A 16869-nucleotide genomic window follows, 5' to 3' on the forward strand; every position below is an offset into this window, starting at 1 on the left:
CGTAACCCAACAGGCCCAATTCAAAGTTGGGTTTCACTCCGTTCTACCCAACCTACTAGAGTGCAGTGTTTAAATTTTTCACTTAGTAAGGTGAGCCAGCCATGTCAACCGTCACGTTAAGAGACATTCATAAAACCTACGTCGATAACGAAGTTATCAAAGGCGTCAATCTCGATATTCATGACAAAGAATTTGTCGTCTTTGTCGGCCCCTCCGGCTGCGGTAAATCGACCCTGCTGCGCATGATCGCCGGGCTCGAAGACATCACCTCCGGCGACCTGCTCGTCGATGGCGAGCGCATGAACGATGTGCCGCCTGACCAGCGGGGGCTGGCCATGGTGTTCCAAACCTACGCCCTGTACCCGCACATGACCGTGGCCGAGAACATGGCCTTTAGCCTGCGCCTGGCCGGGGTGTCAAAAGAGCGGCGAATGGAGCGGGCGCGGGATGTGGCGCGAATTTTGCAGCTCGAACCGCTGCTCGATCGCAAGCCAGGTAAGCTCTCCGGTGGTCAACGGCAGCGGGTGGCGATCGGTCGTGCATTAGTTCGTAACCCGAAGGTATTCCTGTTTGACGAGCCGCTGTCAAACCTGGACGCCTCCTTGCGGGTGCAGATGCGCATTGAGCTGGCGGGGCTGCACGAAAGCCTGCAATCCACCATGATCTATGTCACCCACGACCAGGTCGAAGCCATGACCTTGGCCGACAAGATCGTGGTGCTCCAGGGCGGCGTGGTCGAGCAGGTGGGGTCGCCGCTGGAGCTGTACCACCATCCCCGCAACCTGTTTGTAGCCGGGTTCATCGGCTCACCCAAGATGAACTTTTTGGCGGTGCAGACCACCGGGGTGCAGGACGGCGGCACCACCGTGCGCCTGCCGGGCGATGCCACCGTCACCATTCCGGTGCAGCCGAGAACGCTGATGGCAGGCGATCGCGCCACCCTGGGCATTCGCCCCGAGCACCTGCGGATCGATGCCACCAACCCCACCCTGATGGGCGAAGTCCTGGTGGTGGAGCGCCTCGGTGGCGAAACCTACCTCTACGTCAAGGTCGCTGGGGGCGACACCTTTATTGTGCAGACCGATGGCGACAGTCGGGCCAAGGTACGCGATCGCGTCCCCGTCACCATCGATGGCAATCTGTGCCACCTGTTTGACGGCGCAGGCGAAGCCATTCCCAAGGCCGAGCGCCATCCCCTCAGCCTCACCCACCATCCCGAAGTCCCGCTACAAACCGAAGCCCCGCGAGAGCAGACCTATGAACAGCCCATCCAACCCCGCGAAGTCCCTCGTCAAGCTGAATGAGCGATCGCTCGGCCAGCTGAGCGATCGAGTACGCCTGCCCCGGTACGATCGCAGCACCGTCACTCCCGGCATTGTCCACATCGGCGTTGGCGGCTTTCACCGAGCCCACCAGGCGCTCTACATAGACAACTACCTGGAGCAAAACCCCGGCAGCGACTGGGGCATCTGCGGCGTCGGCCTGCTGGAGTTTGACCAGAGAATGCGCGATGCCCTGGTTTCTCAGGACTGTCTGTACACCCTGGTGGAGCGATCGCCCGCCGGGGACAACGCTCGCGTCATCGGCTCAATCACCCAATACCTGTTCGCCCCCGAAAACCGCGAGGCGGTGATTGAAACTCTAGCCGATCTCCAGTGCCGCATCGTCACCCTGACTATTACTGAAGGCGGCTATTACGTCGTCGAGGGCACGGGCGAGTTCGACGTGAATCATCCGACGATTCAGCACGATTTGCAGCATCCAAACGAACCCCACGGGGTCTACGGTTTTCTCACGGCGGCATTGGAGCGACGGCGGCAAAGGGGAATCACTCCGTTCACCGTGCTCTCCTGCGACAACATCCAGGGCAACGGCGACATGGTGGGCAGAATGCTCACTAGCTTCGCCGATCTGCAAAACCCCGATTTGAGCGGCTGGATTCGGGAAAATGTTGCCTTCCCTAACTGCATGGTCGATCGCATCACCCCCGCCACCGCCCCCGGCGACCTGCAAATGGTCGCCGACCAGTTCGACATTGACGATGCCTGGCCCGTGGTGGCCGAGCCCTTCTTGCAGTGGGTGGTCGAAGATCGCTTCAGTGCCGGACGTCCCGACTGGGAGAGCGTCGGTGTGCAGATGACCGACGACGTGCACCCCTACGAGATGATGAAGATTCGGCTGCTCAACACCAGCCACCTGCTGCTGGGCTACCTGGGGTCGCTGAAAGGCTACACCTACGCCCATGAAGCGATGGCCGACGACCAAATTCGCCAGGCGATCGAGCGGCTGATGGATGAAGTCACCCCCACCCTGCGGCCCGTGCCCGGTATCGACGTCAGCCAGTATAAGCAAACCCTGGTCGAGCGATTCTCGAACCCCAAGATTCAGGATCAGCTGGCTCGGCTGTGCCTCAACAGCTCGGCCAAGCTGCCCAAGTGGGCACTGGGTTCCCTGCGGGAACAGCTGGAGCAATCTGGCCCCATTGACCACCTGAGTCTCACCATTGCCGCCTGGTTCCGCTATCTCAACGGTAACGATGACCAGGGCCATGCGATGGCGATCGATGACCCCATGGCCGATACGCTGACAGAACGGGCCAAATTGGGCGGCACTGACCCCATGCCGCTGCTGAGCCTGACGGAGCTGTTTGGCGATCTTCCCCAATCCGCTCGATTCGTCGAGGCCGTCACCCAGTATCTGCACCAGCTCCATGAGCTGGGCACCCAGGCCACCCTGGCCAAGCTGCTTGAGGCTGTTCCCGCTCAATAAAGCTAGAACCTTTCGACAGGGGCATTGCAGTGCAATGTCCTTATATCAAATCCGAATCCCATCGCCCCGATTCGAAACAGGAGGCTTGCGTAGGGGCAAACGGTGTTTGCCCAGCCCAACCGGGGGTAACCGAGGCGAATTCAGTATTAGCTGCCCTCGGTTGATGAGGGCAAACAACCGTTTGCCCCTACAGGTTGGCCCGTCGGGAGCCAGGGGTATGGAATTCGGATCCGGTATTACTTGTCCTGATCCTATGGCGGTGGCAAAACAACCGACGAACCTGGCTTAGTCTCGCTCTAGCACTCCCGCCTGGCGAAACCCAGCCAAACTGTCTTGCCCAGTGCAGAACAGCACGGTTTTAATTTCGGCCATTAGCACCTCGGCCAGGGCCGCCACGGCCTCCTCTGACTCGCTTGCCGCCTGCAAAAACGGCATCGCCAACCCCGCCAGATCGGCTCCCAAAGCTAAGGTTTTGGCCACATCTAGCCCGTGGCGCAGCCCCCCAGAGGCGATCAGCGGCAGGGTTGGGGCCGTGCGTCGCGCCTGCACAATGCAGTCTGCCGTAGGCAAACCCCATTCCCCAAAGGTCTGCCCCAGCCGTCGCTGGTGGGCATCGATCGCCCGCTCGCTCTCCACCCTGGCCCAGGAGGTGCCCCCGGCCCCGGCCACATCCACCGCCGCGACCCCGGCCTCCACCAGCCGCCGCACCATGGGAGCCGAGATGCCGTTGCCGACCTCCTTGGCAATCACCGGCACGGGCAGCGCGGCGCAGAGCTGCTCTATTTTTTGGAACAGTCCTTTGAAATTTGTGTCGCCCCCGGTTTGCACTGCCTCCTGCAACGGGTTGAGGTGCAAGATCAGCGCGTCAGCGGCTAGCTTGTCTACCACGCGGCGGCACTGGTCGAGGCCGTAGCCGTAGTTAAGCTGCACCGCCCCCAAATTCGCCAGCAGGAGAATGTCTGGAGCCTCTGACCGAACCGCAAACGTTTCCATCACGTCAGGATTTTCGACCCCGACCCGTTGGGAGCCGACCCCCATCGCCAACCCATAGCGCTGGGCCACCACCGCCAGCCGCCGGTTGATCTGATGCGCCGCCTCGGTGCCCCCAGTCATGGACGAAATCAGCAGCGGTGCCTCCAGCCGATGCCCCAAAAACACCGTGCTCAGGTCGATATCTTGATAGTCGACCTCTGGCAGACAGCAGTGAGTAAACCGATAGTGCTCTAGCCCAGTGGTGACTTGGGCACACTGCACCGGCCCCTCCAGGCAAATGCGCAGGTGGTCGGCCTTACGGGCCTGGGTCTCGTGGGTGACGGGCAGTAGGGTCACAGGGGTTTCGCCAAATCAACGCCCCCTATCCTAGGAAAAATCGGGCCGCTTTTGGCGCGATCGCACACCAGACGTAACACCCTCAAGATCGCTTCAGCAGTTCTACCCCATCCCGCCCGTCTGGATCCTGCAAAAACACCTTCACCGCTTCATCCTTCGCCGTGGGCAGGGTTTTGCCCACAAAGTCAGGGCGCACGGGCAGTTCCCGATGGCCCCGGTCGATCAGCACCGCCAGGCGAATGGCGCTGGGCCGACCGTAGTCAATCACCGCGTTGAGAGCGGCGCGAATAGTGCGCCCGCTAAAGATCACATCGTCCACCAGTACCACCACGCGATCGCTGATGTCGAAGGGTATCTCGGTACGGGCCGGGGTGCGGGTGCTGATTTTATCCAGGTCGTCGCGGTAGAGGGTGATGTCGATCGCCCCCACCGGCAGATCTACCCCCTCCAGCCGCTGAATCTGCTGGGCCAGCAGGTGGGCCAGGGGCACGCCGCGCGTGTAAATTCCCAGCAGCACCAGACGGCTCAGGTCGCCGCCCCGCTCCACCACCTCCGACGCCAGCCGGTTGAGCGTGCGGCGCATTTCCTCCGCCGACAAAATCTCGACGACGCTGCTGCTTGTGTTCATGCCCGACCTCCTGGCAGCCGTAAAGCCCCACTATACCTGACCTACAGGGGTCACTCGTGAAACCCATTCGTGGTGGGTAGCCGGAGAAAAGCCGCAATAATTCAAAGTTCAAAATTGAAAATTCAAACCTCTAGCAGGCTGTTAAAGCGTTGGCCCATTTTGCTTAGTAGATAGCAGAACAGAAGCAAACCTGCCGCTCAGGGAGCTTGAAACGCTAACGCCCTGAAATTTTTCATTTTTAACTTTGCATTTTGAACTCCGCGTAGCGGCACTAGGCCCGATTTTTGATCGTCATTACCTGCACAATCTGCTGGGCCAGGGGGCCGGGAATCTCCAAAATTCGGTACAGGTCTTCTAAAAACGCCTGCTCCTGGGGGGTAACGGTGCGGTCAGACAGCACTAGATCGGTGGCGATCGCAAAGGCCGTCTCCCGCAGATCCTGGGGCAAAATGGCCTTGGCCTGGTCAACCATCGCCCCCGGTCCCTCGGTCTTGAGGCGCGTCAGCAGCAGATCGAACAAGTGGTGGACGGCATCTTTGGAGTAGCTGCTAAACAACGCCATGCGCGACAGCAGCATGGTCATATCCTGCCCCTCCTGATCGGCCAGGTAGCCGTCGGCGGCGATCGCCACTAGCGCAATGCTGGCCAGCGCCTCTGCGGTGCCCATGGATGACTCGGTCATGGCGATTTTTCCTGGTATCCTTGGCACAAAGCCCTGTATGCCCCTATTTTTGCCCTAAAGCCGACGCGACGCAATCCCGTTGTGAGGAGTCTTTACCTGGAATCGTGTTTCGGCTGATCCCCTGTGCCTCTGCGTGGCATCCGCCAAAATACGTAACTTTGTGATCAAACTCACCGTTAGCCGTGATAAATTCGCTAGGTTTTCAGGAACCTTCCAGAGATACTGAAATTGACTCAACTTTAGCCGAGTCATCTACAGGGAACACACAACCAACCGACAAGCCCGCAAGGGACTGTCGGTTTTTTTTGGCCTTCCCCTACTTGCCCGACGCCCGCTGGTAAAACCGCTGCATGTCCTCAAACCAGAGCTGTCGCGACTCATCCCAGGTATAGAACATGTGGCCCCCCTGAAAATGCCGCAGGGTGAGGTTTGGCTGTAGCTCCGGGTTGAGGTTCATCAAATCCCGCAGGTGCTCTGACGAAAAGTAGGGCGTCACCAGGTCGTAGATGCCGTGGGTAACGTAGACCTGGAGGTAGGGGTTGAGGGCCATGCCCACCCGCAGGTCGTCTACCGAGCCCACAAAGCCCTGGCGATACTCGCTTTCAGGCAAGAACTCCCAGGCTTTAAACACCTCAAAGCTGAGCAGGTTATAGGTCAGAGTGGTGTTTACGCCCAAAGTCGAGCGCAGGTGGCTGTTGATAGCGCCGGTAAACAGGCGATCGATGCCCTCTAGGGTAGGGTCGGTGCCTTCATGCATCAGGCGATCGGGGAAGGGGTCGATCGCAGTAACCGAGCCATCGTAAAGACCCAAAATGCGCTGCTGATGGCGCAGCAGCTCGCGGGCAAACACCACAATGTCGATGCGACCCCGGTGGCGCTGCACCACCTCCAGCGGCAGGCCAATCAGATGGGCCAGCTGACCAAAGACTCGCTGCTGGTCTTCGCCAGAGGCGGTGCTGCCCAAGGCCAACAGTGGAATCAGGGATTTGCGGGCAAAGTCGGCGGCCTTGGCCCCATGGGTAATGGGGCTATCGGTGGTATCGACCTGCCCGTGATGGACCGCCGTGGCCGCCATCGACGGAATTACCGTCGCCCAGCCGCTGAGGCTGTAGTCGTTGCCCTCTAGCAGCATAAACTCCATCACCGGCGAAATCAGAATGGCCCCGCACAGGCCGACCCCATAGTCCTGCTGAAGCTTGCGGCAAAGCTTCGCCACCCGAAAGCCACCATAGCTCTCCCCGGCAATGAAGACCGGCGACAGCCAGCGGTGGTGAGCCGAGAGGTAGCCCTGAATGAACTCGCCTAGGGCGTTGAGATCGCGATCAACCGTCCAGAATTTTTTGGCCTTTTCGTCGGGTTTGTCCGCCCCTTTGTCGGCGGGCTTATCGTCAGATTTCTCAGCTTTGTCGCCGTCCTGGGGCAAAACGCGGCTAAAGCCAGTGCCCACAGGGTCAATAAAGACTAAGTCGGTGAAGCTCAGCCAGCTTTCGTCGTTGTCGGCCACCTCTACCGGCGGGCGCGGCAGGCTGCCGTCGGCGTTAAACACCACCCGGCGCGGACCCAGCGCCCCCACATGCAGGTAGGCCGATGCCGCCCCTGGCCCGCCATTAAACACAAAGGTAATCGGTCGCTGGGCTGAGTTTTGGTCGGCAACGGTGTAGGCCACGTGAAACAGCTCGGCCACGGGCTTGTCATGTTCGTAGAGGGTTTGCCACTGGGCTGAGGCGGTGTAGGCTTGGTTACCCAGCATGTGCTCGGTGGTGTTGCCCTGACGTTGGGTGTGATCTGGCATGAAGATGCGGGGTTGAAGACTCTACTTGTTATAGCGCGGTCGGTCGCCTTCAGAATCGCGCATCCCCCTCCCCGTAGAAGCAGACACATGGCCCACTAACGATTAAATTGGATTAAGCCAAATCTGCCTTAGGAGTTACCCCACGATGAGATGGCTCCTGCTCGACATCGCCAGCGCCTTTAACAACGTCTACAGCGGCTGGATTTTGTGGAACCTATTTTTAGCCTTTGTTCCGCTGCTGCTGAGCTTTGGTCTTTTCCGCCGCCAGGCCATACCAAAGCTATGGTGGTGGGCGGCAGGGGTCGTGGTGGGCGGCTGTGGGGTGGTGGGGCTGCTGCCTCGCCTGCCCCGCGTAGGGCGAGGCCTGTTTAACCTGCTTCAGACCAGCGGCGCAGCCACCCTGCTGTGGCTGCTGGTGGTCATCGCCTTGACCGCTGCCCTTACCATCAGAATCTTTAAGAAACAGCAAACTCCCAAGGGCTGGCTCTGGTGGGTGGGGCTAGTGGTGTTCTTCGCCTTTTTGCCCAACGCTCCCTACGTGCTGACCGATGTCATTCACCTGATTCGCGGCACCAGTTCTGGGGAAATCCCGGTCTGGGTGGTGGCCCTGGTCTTTATTCCCCTACACGCAGCAGCCATTCTATTGGGGTTTGAGGCCTACGTGATCTCCATTCTCAACCTGGCTAGCTATCTCAAGCAGTGCGGTGCCAAAGCGTTGATTTTACCCATTGAGCTCACCATCCACGCCCTGTGTGCCGTAGGCATTTACCTAGGGCGATTTCTGCGACTCAACAGTTGGGATATTGTCACTGCCCCCACTAGCGTGCTTGCCGACACCCTAGATGCGCTCACGTCAAAACGGCCAGCGGCGGTTATCTTTGTCACCTTTATCATTTTGGCCAGCCTCTACTGGGTGCTAAAGCAGATCACCCTGGGGCTAAAACTGCGCATTCGCTACGCTCGTCAGGGTATTGACGTGCTCGATTAAGCCTGATCAACCTCAACCAGATGGCCCAGTGCGGACATTGCCGGTAGAAGCGGGCACATTAGCCCTAACGTTACTTCTGCCAACCATGTCTTTTAAGGCCAGCGTGCAGCATTTTCAAACTCTGGTGACCTCCTTTCACCCGGTCATAGTCATCGACACGGTAGAAGAAGAACGGGTACAGGGGTTGATTAGCGCCGCCTGCACTGACATGCAGATGGCCGTATTCGAGTGGAGCGTTGCCCAGGGGCTGATGCGATCGCCCGACAGCCCCGACCACCGCTGGCAAAACGAGTATGCGCCCCCCGGCACCAAGCGCGGTCAGGCCCTGCCCAAAACCACCGAACCCCTCGACCTGCTGCGCCACGTTCAAGAGATGAGCTTCAAGGCCGTCTTTTGGCTCAAAGACTTCGCTGAACACCTCAAAGATCCGGTAGTTGCCCGTCAGTTTCGAGAAGTATCCCAACAGTTTTCTTTCAACAGCTCAACGCTGGTTCTCAGCGGCAGCGGCTATGCTCTACCGCCAACCATTGCGCAAAACGCCGTCTATTTAGATATCAAACTGCCCGAACCTGAAGAACTCTACAAAGCTATTTCTGAGACAGTGAAGACCCTCCAAGGTCAAGTCGCAATCAACTTAAATCCGGATGATGTGCGCGCCCTGGTATCAGCTCTCCAGGGCATGACCCTACACCAAGCTCGAAAAGTCGTATCCTATGCGGCTCGGCATGACGGCAAACTCGACGTCAGTGATGTGAAGTGGGTACTGGAGCGCAAGGCCCGAGTCATTCACGAAGAGGGTCTGCTCGACTACTTCCCGCCCGAAACCAATCTGGCCGAGCTAGGTGGGTTTGAAGGGCTCAAGCGCTGGCTAACCTACGCCAAAGTGGGCTTCACACCCCAGGCTCGTGAATACAACCTGCCCGCTCCCAAAGGCATTTTGATCGTGGGCATTCAGGGCTGTGGTAAATCGTTGGCCGCCAAAACCATCGCCCGGCAGTGGAGTCTGCCCCTGCTCAAGCTCGATGCCGGCCGCCTCTACGACAAGTACATTGGCGAGTCCGACAAAAACTTCCGCCGCGCCGTCACCATGGCCGAAACCATGGCCCCCTGCATCCTGTGGATCGACGAGATCGAAAAGAGCATGGGTCAAACCAGCAGCGAATCCGATGGCGGGCTGAGCCGTCGCCTTTTCGGCTACTTTCTCACTTGGCTACAAGAAAAATCCCAGGAAATTTTTGTGGTGGCCACCGCCAACGACCTTTCAGCCATTCCGCCAGAACTGCTGCGCAAAGGTCGCTTTGATGAAATCTTCTTTGTCGATCTGCCCGAGGGTGACGAACGCCACACCATCCTGCACATTCACCTAGAGCGACGGCAGCAGGGCCTCGACAAGTTTGATCTCAAAGAGTTGGTCATTGCCACCGAAGGCTTTAGCGGGGCCGAAATTGAGCAGGCCATCATCACTGCCCACTACCGAGCACTCTGCGAAAATCGCCGCGCCGATACCACCCTGCTGCTCGAAGAAATCAAACGCACAGTTCCCCTCTCCGTTACCCGTCGAGAAGACATTCAGCGGCTGCGAACCACGGCCAAAGAGCGCTTTGTAGCAGCACGGTAGCCATCCGAAGCGTTTGTTAGCCAACCCCTAAATAATCCAGCGCCATTTGAATAGACTCGCAGTCAACCTTAAAGGGATTTTGAGATGGCCTAACAGCCCCAGATGGCAGATCAGAAAAATCTATGGTGCTCAAAAACTCTGGGGTGACCTGACCACGCACACCGCACCACTGCCCGTTTAACCCACTAATATGACGACGATGGGCCCAGCGGCTGGCCCAACCAGGGGAGTAAAGCTCGACTACCTTAACTCCGCTGCCAGGCCGATCAGAGTTTTGCAGCCCCAAGCGATTAAAGGCCATATGACTCAGGGCAGCACCGTGAACAGCTACGACAATTTTAACGTCGCGGGTGATCGACCATTTTTGAGCACAGGTTAAATCTTCAAAGTAATAGGTTTTAAAGCCCTTCTCCCCAAGGAACTGGATGACTTCGTCATTGTTACTTAAAGAGCGACTTCCACGGCGAGGGATAAAAATCTTCTCTGCCTCTAAGGGTTCAGAACCTAAAAACTCAGTCTCATTAAATAACGCCGCATGGACGTTATAAAGTTTTGAATCGATTTCAGCCACCGGCTTTTCATTAATGATTGGAGAAAACTCGGGTTTGTCTAGACTGGCGGCATCAGGTCGAGCGACCCAGATAGAGATTACCTCCCCGTAGACACTATCATCGGTGTAAATCACAGGGATCTTCAATGTCTCAAAGACTTCGCGAGCCAGGTTTGGCGCTCGTTCTTTAAGGATCACATGAACATCGATATTTTGGCCCAGACGTTTACTCAGCATTTGTTTTGCGAGTAGAGCCGGAGCGGCTATGTTTTCAATGACGTGACCAATGTTGGTGTCTAACTCTGAGCGCCCGTCAAACAAGAACTTCTCGGAGCAATCTAAGATTTGAACTCCTTTCACCATGCTATACAGCTTTTTATAAAGCTTCCAGCGCTTGGAGCCCCATTTCCGAGGGCCGGTTTGGCCAGAGGTAACATCTATCTTTAAATGTAGGGGGTGCAAATACTCCTCAGGCATAAATATTCTCTCGATCGCAGGCCGCAGCGTATCGCCCAGCGCTGTAGGGTGAGAAAAAATCATCGACGCAGGGATATTTATGGCCGGTAAAACTTCAGCTATCGACAACCCCATAAGATGTGTTTCTCTTTTTCAAAGATGCTTAAAATTTCAAAAGAAAAAAGGTTAGCTTTTGCATCCGCGAAAACTAACGCAGCTACTTAATTTACACCGACACGTAGTATAAACGCCAGTGTTTATGGAGATTGAGGTTGCATCTTCATAGCAACCTCTACTAGGTTGATGAACCTTTAGTCGAGCGACCAGCTTTGCATTGCGCCCCTATGAGCACAATGCAAAATCATCAACTGCTCCCAGGCTGCGGTCTAGGAACAGTTTGATGGCCGCTCAACAGCGTCTACATTTGGCTCACTTTGAGGGGAATGCCCGTCGAGGAGCGCCGTGAACCCGGCAGAGGCGTGGGTCTAGATTTGCCAGTGGCTTTACGGCGCAGTAAGAGATCGACCGGGGGCAACAGTAGAAACGGATCAAAGGCACCAGCCCGCAATAACAACTTAAGCGCTTGTTTGATACTTTTAGTGACTTTCCACCGACAAAAAGCCGCCTTCCAGACGTCTTTGCGAAACACTCGGTAGGCGACCCGGCGCAGTAACCGCATTTGGCGATTTGATAAATCGTTCGATTGCAGCAGATGCTCAATCCGCATGCGGTAGTGAGACCAGCCAAACCAGATGGTGGGTAAGCTGACAAAGTTACCCGGCTCTCCGGCCACTTCTACCCGTTCTAGAAGACCATTGCGAACCATTTCAGAGTCGGTGACCGTTTCAGTGACCAATCCTTCAGGCAGGGTTGCAATAGAGCCTAGGGTCGAGAGCTTCATCACAAACGCATCGGCGTCTAGAGGCTCATCGCGGGCCTCAATTTCTAGGTGGTCAAGCGCCGATCGCCGCATTAGTACCTGGGGCAACCCGCCGGGCCAAGTGGTGAACATGTTGCGCAGGTATTCGCCCCGCGCCTCAATAGTGAAACCTGGCCGCGATATGCTGTCGAGGCTCATGTGACCATCCAGTCCACGCTTCATAATTGAAGAGGTGACCGCTACGACCTCCGGATACTCACTCATCACCTGCCCCTTCATCAGCAGGTTGCCGGGCAACATTTCTTCGTCATCGAACAAAATAGAGACGTAGTCGCCCGTCGCGGCCTTCAGCGCCGTCATAAAGTTTTGAATTCTGGCTACTCGCACGGGCTGACGAATGACCCGCACGGCAGAGTAGGCGGGCTCCGCCAACAGAGTCTGGGTATCGTCGTCGCTGCAATTGTCGATGACAACAACTTCGAGTTCACCGTCAACGGTTTGGCTAAGCACGCTATCGAGCGTTTTTCTAAGCTTATTTGAGCGATTTAGAGTAGGAATAACAACAGAATACTTAAGTGACATTGATTAAAAAGCTCCAAAGCGTTAGATATTTCAATCGCGACCTGCCTAGTCTGCCTGTGCCCTCACCACAAACCAAAGTGTTAACGACTGCTTAAAAAGCCAAACCATAGTCCGCCCAGAGCATCAGCACTTTATCAAGCCAAGATTTTTTATCTCTCTGTCAGGCATCAACGGCTAACCGTGAAGTACCTCACTGGGTTAGTAACGTAAAAGTAGTTCCTCAAAATAGTCAATAGCCGATTCTTAACCAATGAAACCCTGCGCGACTTAAGCGCTCAAGTCACCAAGGTCAGGAGTCTAGAGACCTTTAATTTTACTTAGCCGCAATTTTGGCCTATCCAGTGAATTATTTCAGCAATCAAGGCAGTCAACTACATAATTCCTTCACTGTTGGCACCCCTTCTTTAAAGAAATACTCGGCTAATTTCTTCAGCTCGATGTAAGTAATCACCATGGATCAGCTCGGTGGATCCGTAGAACCATCAAGATATTTCTAGCAGGTCGGCGCTGAGCCGAAGGGCTGGCCCACCCCACAGATCGTGGCCCCTGACTGGCGACGACCTTGACAAGTGTTTATAAATGTTAAATTGATAAAGCGTTTTCACTAAGCCCCCAGATATGCCCAAATCGGACGCTTCCGCCAAGAAAACCGCTGCCTCTAGCAAAGGCCGAGCGTCCACCAATGGCAACCAGCACACCGGCCTCGCCCACCACCACGCTGCCCTTGACGACAACGTCATTCGCATTCGCGGGGCCCGGCAGCACAACCTGAAGAATCTAGATCTGGAGATTCCCCGCAACCAGCTAATTGTGTTTACGGGGGTGTCGGGATCGGGCAAGTCATCCTTAGCCTTTGACACGATTTTTGCCGAGGGCCAGCGCCGCTACGTCGAGTCGCTCAGCGCCTACGCTCGCCAGTTTCTCGGTCAGGTGGATAAGCCCGATGTAGATGCGATCGAAGGGCTGAGTCCGGCCATTTCCATTGACCAAAAATCGACCTCCCACAACCCGCGCTCGACGGTGGGCACGGTGACGGAGATCTACGACTACCTGCGCCTGCTCTACGGACGGGCGGGCGATCCCCACTGTCCGATCTGCGATCGCAGCATCTCTCCCCAGTCCATCGACCAGATGATCGATCGGATCATGGCTTTGCCCGATCGCACCCGCTTCCAGATTCTCGCCCCGGTGGTGCGGGGCAAAAAGGGCACCCACAAAAAGCTGCTCTCTAGCCTGGCCTCCGAGGGGTTTGTGCGGGTGCGGGTCAACGGCGAACTGCGCGAACTGACCGACAATATTGAACTCGACAAAAACTACAGCCACCACATCGAGGTAGTCGTCGATCGCCTGGTGAAGAAAGAGGGTCTGCAAGATCGTCTGGCGGACTCGCTGCGCACCTGTCTGAAGCGATCGGAGGGGATCGCGGTGATCGACATTCTGGCCGAGAAGCCCCAGACGGCAGAAACCCAGGACTCCGGCAGCAATGTCGTGTCTCTGAGCGCTGGGGCAGCCTCTCCAGCGGAGCATCGCCTGCCCCAGGCCGCCGAGGCCGAAGGCAGCTACGGCCAGCCTAAAGAACTGGTGTTTTCCGAAAACTTTGCCTGCCCCGAGCACGGCGCGGTGATGGAGGAGCTTTCGCCCCGGCTATTCTCCTTTAACTCGCCCTACGGGGCCTGCCCCCACTGCCACGGGCTGGGCAGCCTGCGGACGTTTTCGGCGGAGCTGGTGGTGCCAGACCCCACCCTGCCGGTCTATGCGGCGATCGCCCCCTGGTCGGAGAAAGACAACACCTACTACTTCTCCCTGCTCTACAGCGTCGGCCAGGCCTTTGGCTTTGAAATCCAGAGCCGGTGGGATCAGCTCACCCCCGAGCAGCAGCATATTATTCTCCACGGCAGCGAGGAGAAAATTTATATAGAGTCAGACTCGCGCTACCGCGATCGCAAGGGCTATCAGCGGCAGTATGAGGGGGTGCTGCCCATTCTCGACCGGCAGTACAAAGACAGCAGCTCAGAGCTGCACAAGCAAAAGCTCGAAAAATATCTGATCGACCAGCCCTGCGAGGTCTGCCAGGGCACCCGGCTCAAACCCGAATCGAACGCGGTGCGCATTGGCCCCCACTCGATCAGCGACCTCACCAACGTCTCGATTCGCGAATGCCTCAAGCGGATTCGCCAACTGGTGGGCGAAGAGGAGTCAGGCGACGGGGCCGCCACCCCCAAACTCTCAGCTCGGCAGCTGCAAATCGGGGCGCTGGTGCTGCGCGAGATCCGTGCCCGCCTGCAATTCATGATGGATGTCGGCCTCGACTACCTGACCCTGCACCGCACCGCCATGACGCTGTCGGGAGGCGAGGCCCAGCGCATTCGTTTGGCCACCCAGATTGGCTCGGGCCTCACCGGAGTGCTGTACGTGCTGGATGAGCCCAGCATTGGCCTACACCAGCGCGACAACGATCGCCTGCTCAACACCCTGCACCGCCTGCGCGACTTGGGCAATACGCTCATTGTCGTGGAGCACGACGAAGACACGATCAGAGCCGCCGATTATTTAGTCGATATTGGCCCTGGGGCCGGGGTGCATGGCGGGGCGATCGTCGCTGAGGGCGATCTCAAAACCTTGATGACCGCTAAGGATTCTCTCACCGGAGCCTATCTGTCGGGGCGGATGTCGATTCCTACCCCAGCGGAGCGGCGACCGGGGAATGGGCGATCGCTCACCCTGAAAAACGTCCACCGCAACAACCTGAAAAATCTGGATGTCGAACTGCCCCTGGGGGCGCTGGTGTGCATCACCGGGGTCTCGGGATCGGGCAAATCGACCCTGGTGAACGAGCTGCTCTACCCGGCCCTCCAGCACCACTTCGGCAGCAAGGTGCCCTTCCCCAAGCATATGGACAAGCTGGATGGGCTCAAGGCGCTGGATAAGGTGATCGTCATCGACCAGTCGCCCATCGGGCGCACGCCCCGCTCTAACCCCGCCACCTATACCGGCGTGTTCGACGTGATCCGCAACCTGTTCACCGAAACCATCGAGGCCAAGGCGCGGGGCTACAAGGCGGGGCAGTTCTCCTTCAACGTCAAGGGCGGGCGCTGCGAGGCCTGCGGCGGACAGGGAGTGAATGTGATCGAGATGAACTTTTTGCCCGATGTCTATGTGCAGTGCGAGGTGTGCAAGGGGGCGCGCTACAACCGCGACACCCTGCAAGTGACCTACAAGGGCAAAAACATTTCCGACGTGCTGAATATGACCGCTGAAGAGGCTTTGGCGTTCTTTGAGAATATTCCCCAGGCGGCGGCGCGGCTGCAAACCATGGTGGATGTGGGTCTGGGCTACATTCGCCTGGGGCAGACGGCCCCCACCCTCTCCGGCGGCGAGGCCCAGCGGATGAAGCTAGCCTCGGAGCTAGCCCGCCGCTCGACTGGCAAAACCCTATATCTGATTGATGAACCGACCACAGGACTCTCGTTCTACGACGTGCACAAGCTGCTAGATGTGGTGCAGCGCCTGGTGGACAAGGGCAACTCGGTGCTGATGATTGAGCACAACCTGGACGTGATTCGCTGCGCCGACTGGATTGTCGATCTGGGGCCGGAGGGGGGCGATCGCGGCGGCGAGCTGATTGCGGTCGGCACCCCCGAGGTGGTGGCTCAGGTGGCTGGTTCCTACACGGGCAAGTACCTGGCCAAGGTGCTAGAGCAGCATCCGCCTGCAAGCCAAACTGCATCCGTTGGATGATAAGTCCACGGTATTCAGAGGCTATGATGTGGCTAAATCATAGCGATTAGTCCATGAATTCTCTGCCGACGACTTCCATGCAGACTGAGGTGCCCACTAGCTTAGTTGCTTAAGCCCAAAGACTGATCGACGCAGGCTGGTTTAGCAGCATGGATGATCTTATGCTCAGCGCATTGCGTCGTTTCCTCGATTCCCACCGAGAGGATCTCATGCAAGACTATGTTCGCCAGGATATGGAACGGGGACTGCGAGGGAATGACTGATGCCGCTGTCCTTGTAAATAACAAGCAAGGGTGAGGGAAGTTAACCTTCTCTCACCCTTGCTGTTGTGTTGAATTTTAGAGAACGGCGGCTGAGCGGAGTTGTTCGGTTTGCGTCTCCCCAAGGGAGAAAGCCGCCATTTTGGCGTTACGCCGCCAGCTTAGGTTTGCGGGTGGGGCGCTTGCGATCGCTCTTTCGCACACCCCCGGCCATTTCGTATTCGTTGCTGTCTTTGCCGTAGCGGGTGGCGACCCCCAGCAAAATGCGCTCAGAAAAGTCACGAACCACTTGCTCAGCATCTTGAACGGCGTTGGCAGCCTGGTCAAGCAGAGAGAGGGATTCGTTGTAGTCGTGGAGCTTCTGTCGCAGGTCTTCGATCGCCTGGGTGTAGGCGGTGGTGGTGATGCCGTTGCCCAGGTCGAGGTCTCTTTCAATCGACTGGGCACCCGCGTTCCGTTTTTCGGCCAGGGTGAGGTATTTGGAGGTGCGTTTTTGGCGCGGCATAGGTTAGATGACCCTATTGAAACTGCTCTTTGACTGTAGCGATCGCCGTAAGCCAGCGAGACCAGGGTTTTCGCGGATTTGGGTTGGATAGT

Annotated in this window: 12 protein-coding genes; 5 read left to right on the forward strand and 7 right to left on the reverse strand. The window is 57.3% G+C overall.

Features of this window, described 5'->3' with window-relative positions:
- Nucleotides 1–101: 101 nt before the first annotated feature.
- Together H6G07_RS15055 and H6G07_RS15060 are read left to right on the forward strand one after the other, a co-directional pair.
- The gene (locus H6G07_RS15055; protein WP_073608907.1) at nucleotides 102–1304 is read left to right on the forward strand and encodes an ABC transporter ATP-binding protein; all 1203 of its coding nucleotides are present in this window, start codon (nucleotides 102–104) and stop codon (nucleotides 1302–1304) included.
- Entirely contained in the window at nucleotides 1258–2769 is a 1512-nt protein-coding gene (locus H6G07_RS15060) for a mannitol dehydrogenase family protein (protein ID WP_073608906.1), read from the forward strand. The genes H6G07_RS15055 and H6G07_RS15060 overlap by 47 nt, the downstream gene beginning before the upstream one ends.
- A 285-nt stretch (nucleotides 2770–3054) precedes the next feature.
- On the opposite strand, the gene fni is transcribed toward H6G07_RS15060, so the two are convergent.
- The 4 genes from fni to H6G07_RS15080 all read right to left on the reverse strand — a co-directional run bounded on the left by fni (nucleotide 3055) and on the right by H6G07_RS15080 (nucleotide 7200).
- Nucleotides 3055–4098, reverse strand: a complete 1044-nt coding sequence (gene fni, locus H6G07_RS15065) for a type 2 isopentenyl-diphosphate Delta-isomerase (RefSeq protein ID WP_073608905.1) — start codon at nucleotides 4096–4098, stop codon at nucleotides 3055–3057.
- A gap of 82 nt (nucleotides 4099–4180) precedes the next feature.
- Nucleotides 4181–4726 (reverse strand): bifunctional pyr operon transcriptional regulator/uracil phosphoribosyltransferase PyrR, encoded by a 546-nt coding sequence (gene pyrR, locus H6G07_RS15070; protein WP_073608904.1) that lies wholly within the window; start codon nucleotides 4724–4726, stop codon nucleotides 4181–4183.
- 271 nt (nucleotides 4727–4997) lie between these two features.
- Nucleotides 4998–5408 carry a tellurite resistance TerB family protein gene (locus H6G07_RS15075; protein WP_073608903.1) on the reverse strand — a complete coding sequence of 137 codons (411 nt, stop codon included), beginning with the start codon at nucleotides 5406–5408 and terminating at the stop codon, nucleotides 4998–5000.
- Between the two features lie 316 nt (nucleotides 5409–5724).
- On the reverse strand, nucleotides 5725–7200 hold the full coding sequence (locus H6G07_RS15080) for a S10 family peptidase (RefSeq protein ID WP_073608902.1): 1476 nt from the start codon (nucleotides 7198–7200) through the stop codon (nucleotides 5725–5727).
- 145 nt (nucleotides 7201–7345) lie between these two features.
- On the opposite strand from H6G07_RS15080, the gene H6G07_RS15085 reads away from it, so the two are divergent.
- Together H6G07_RS15085 and H6G07_RS15090 are read left to right on the forward strand one after the other, a co-directional pair.
- A complete protein-coding gene (locus H6G07_RS15085; protein WP_084173202.1) occupies nucleotides 7346–8188 on the forward strand; it encodes a DUF1361 domain-containing protein in 843 nt (280 codons plus the stop codon).
- 85 nt (nucleotides 8189–8273) lie between these two features.
- Nucleotides 8274–9806: an AAA family ATPase gene (locus H6G07_RS15090; protein ID WP_073608901.1), complete on the forward strand. Its 1533-nt coding sequence runs from the start codon at nucleotides 8274–8276 to the stop codon at nucleotides 9804–9806.
- A gap of 16 nt (nucleotides 9807–9822) precedes the next feature.
- On the opposite strand, the gene H6G07_RS15095 is transcribed toward H6G07_RS15090, so the two are convergent.
- Together H6G07_RS15095 and H6G07_RS15100 are read right to left on the reverse strand one after the other, a co-directional pair.
- Complete coding sequence (locus H6G07_RS15095; RefSeq protein ID WP_190740726.1) at nucleotides 9823–10896, reverse strand: glycosyltransferase 61 family protein; 1074 nt, start codon at nucleotides 10894–10896, stop codon at nucleotides 9823–9825.
- A gap of 334 nt (nucleotides 10897–11230) precedes the next feature.
- Nucleotides 11231–12274, reverse strand: coding sequence for a glycosyltransferase family 2 protein (locus tag H6G07_RS15100; RefSeq protein ID WP_073608899.1), 1044 nt, complete (start codon nucleotides 12272–12274; stop codon nucleotides 11231–11233).
- A 618-nt stretch (nucleotides 12275–12892) separates the two neighbouring features.
- Between H6G07_RS15100 and uvrA the strand changes: the two genes are divergently transcribed.
- Complete coding sequence (uvrA, locus tag H6G07_RS15105; RefSeq protein ID WP_073608898.1) at nucleotides 12893–16012, forward strand: excinuclease ABC subunit UvrA; 3120 nt, start codon at nucleotides 12893–12895, stop codon at nucleotides 16010–16012.
- A gap of 408 nt (nucleotides 16013–16420) precedes the next feature.
- Here uvrA and H6G07_RS15110 read toward each other — a convergent pair whose 3' ends face one another.
- Nucleotides 16421–16777: a hypothetical protein gene (locus H6G07_RS15110; RefSeq protein WP_073608897.1), complete on the reverse strand. Its 357-nt coding sequence runs from the start codon at nucleotides 16775–16777 to the stop codon at nucleotides 16421–16423.
- Between the last annotated feature and the right edge of the window lie 92 nt (nucleotides 16778–16869).

It is taken from the genome of Phormidium tenue FACHB-1052, from assembly GCF_014696675.1.
GTDB classification, from domain to species: Bacteria; Cyanobacteriota; Cyanobacteriia; order Phormidesmidales; family Phormidesmidaceae; genus Nodosilinea; species Nodosilinea tenuis_A.

What these genes read in the sequence shown, in the direction of transcription:
- pyrR (WP_073608904.1), bottom strand. Translation starts at nt 4,726, where the DNA reads ATGAACACAAGCAGCAGCGTCGTCGAGATTTTGTCGGCGGAGGAAATG.
- H6G07_RS15095 (WP_190740726.1), bottom strand. Translation starts at nt 10,896, where the DNA reads ATGATTTTTTCTCACCCTACAGCGCTGGGCGATACGCTGCGGCCTGCG.
- H6G07_RS15060 (WP_073608906.1), top strand. Translation starts at nt 1,258, where the DNA reads ATGAACAGCCCATCCAACCCCGCGAAGTCCCTCGTCAAGCTGAATGAG.
- H6G07_RS15075 (WP_073608903.1), bottom strand. Translation starts at nt 5,408, where the DNA reads ATGACCGAGTCATCCATGGGCACCGCAGAGGCGCTGGCCAGCATTGCG.
- uvrA (WP_073608898.1), top strand. Translation starts at nt 12,893, where the DNA reads ATGCCCAAATCGGACGCTTCCGCCAAGAAAACCGCTGCCTCTAGCAAA.
- H6G07_RS15100 (WP_073608899.1), bottom strand. Translation starts at nt 12,274, where the DNA reads ATGTCACTTAAGTATTCTGTTGTTATTCCTACTCTAAATCGCTCAAAT.
- H6G07_RS15110 (WP_073608897.1), bottom strand. Translation starts at nt 16,777, where the DNA reads ATGCCGCGCCAAAAACGCACCTCCAAATACCTCACCCTGGCCGAAAAA.
- H6G07_RS15055 (WP_073608907.1), top strand. Translation starts at nt 102, where the DNA reads ATGTCAACCGTCACGTTAAGAGACATTCATAAAACCTACGTCGATAAC.
- H6G07_RS15080 (WP_073608902.1), bottom strand. Translation starts at nt 7,200, where the DNA reads ATGCCAGATCACACCCAACGTCAGGGCAACACCACCGAGCACATGCTG.
- H6G07_RS15085 (WP_084173202.1), top strand. Translation starts at nt 7,346, where the DNA reads ATGAGATGGCTCCTGCTCGACATCGCCAGCGCCTTTAACAACGTCTAC.
- H6G07_RS15090 (WP_073608901.1), top strand. Translation starts at nt 8,274, where the DNA reads ATGTCTTTTAAGGCCAGCGTGCAGCATTTTCAAACTCTGGTGACCTCC.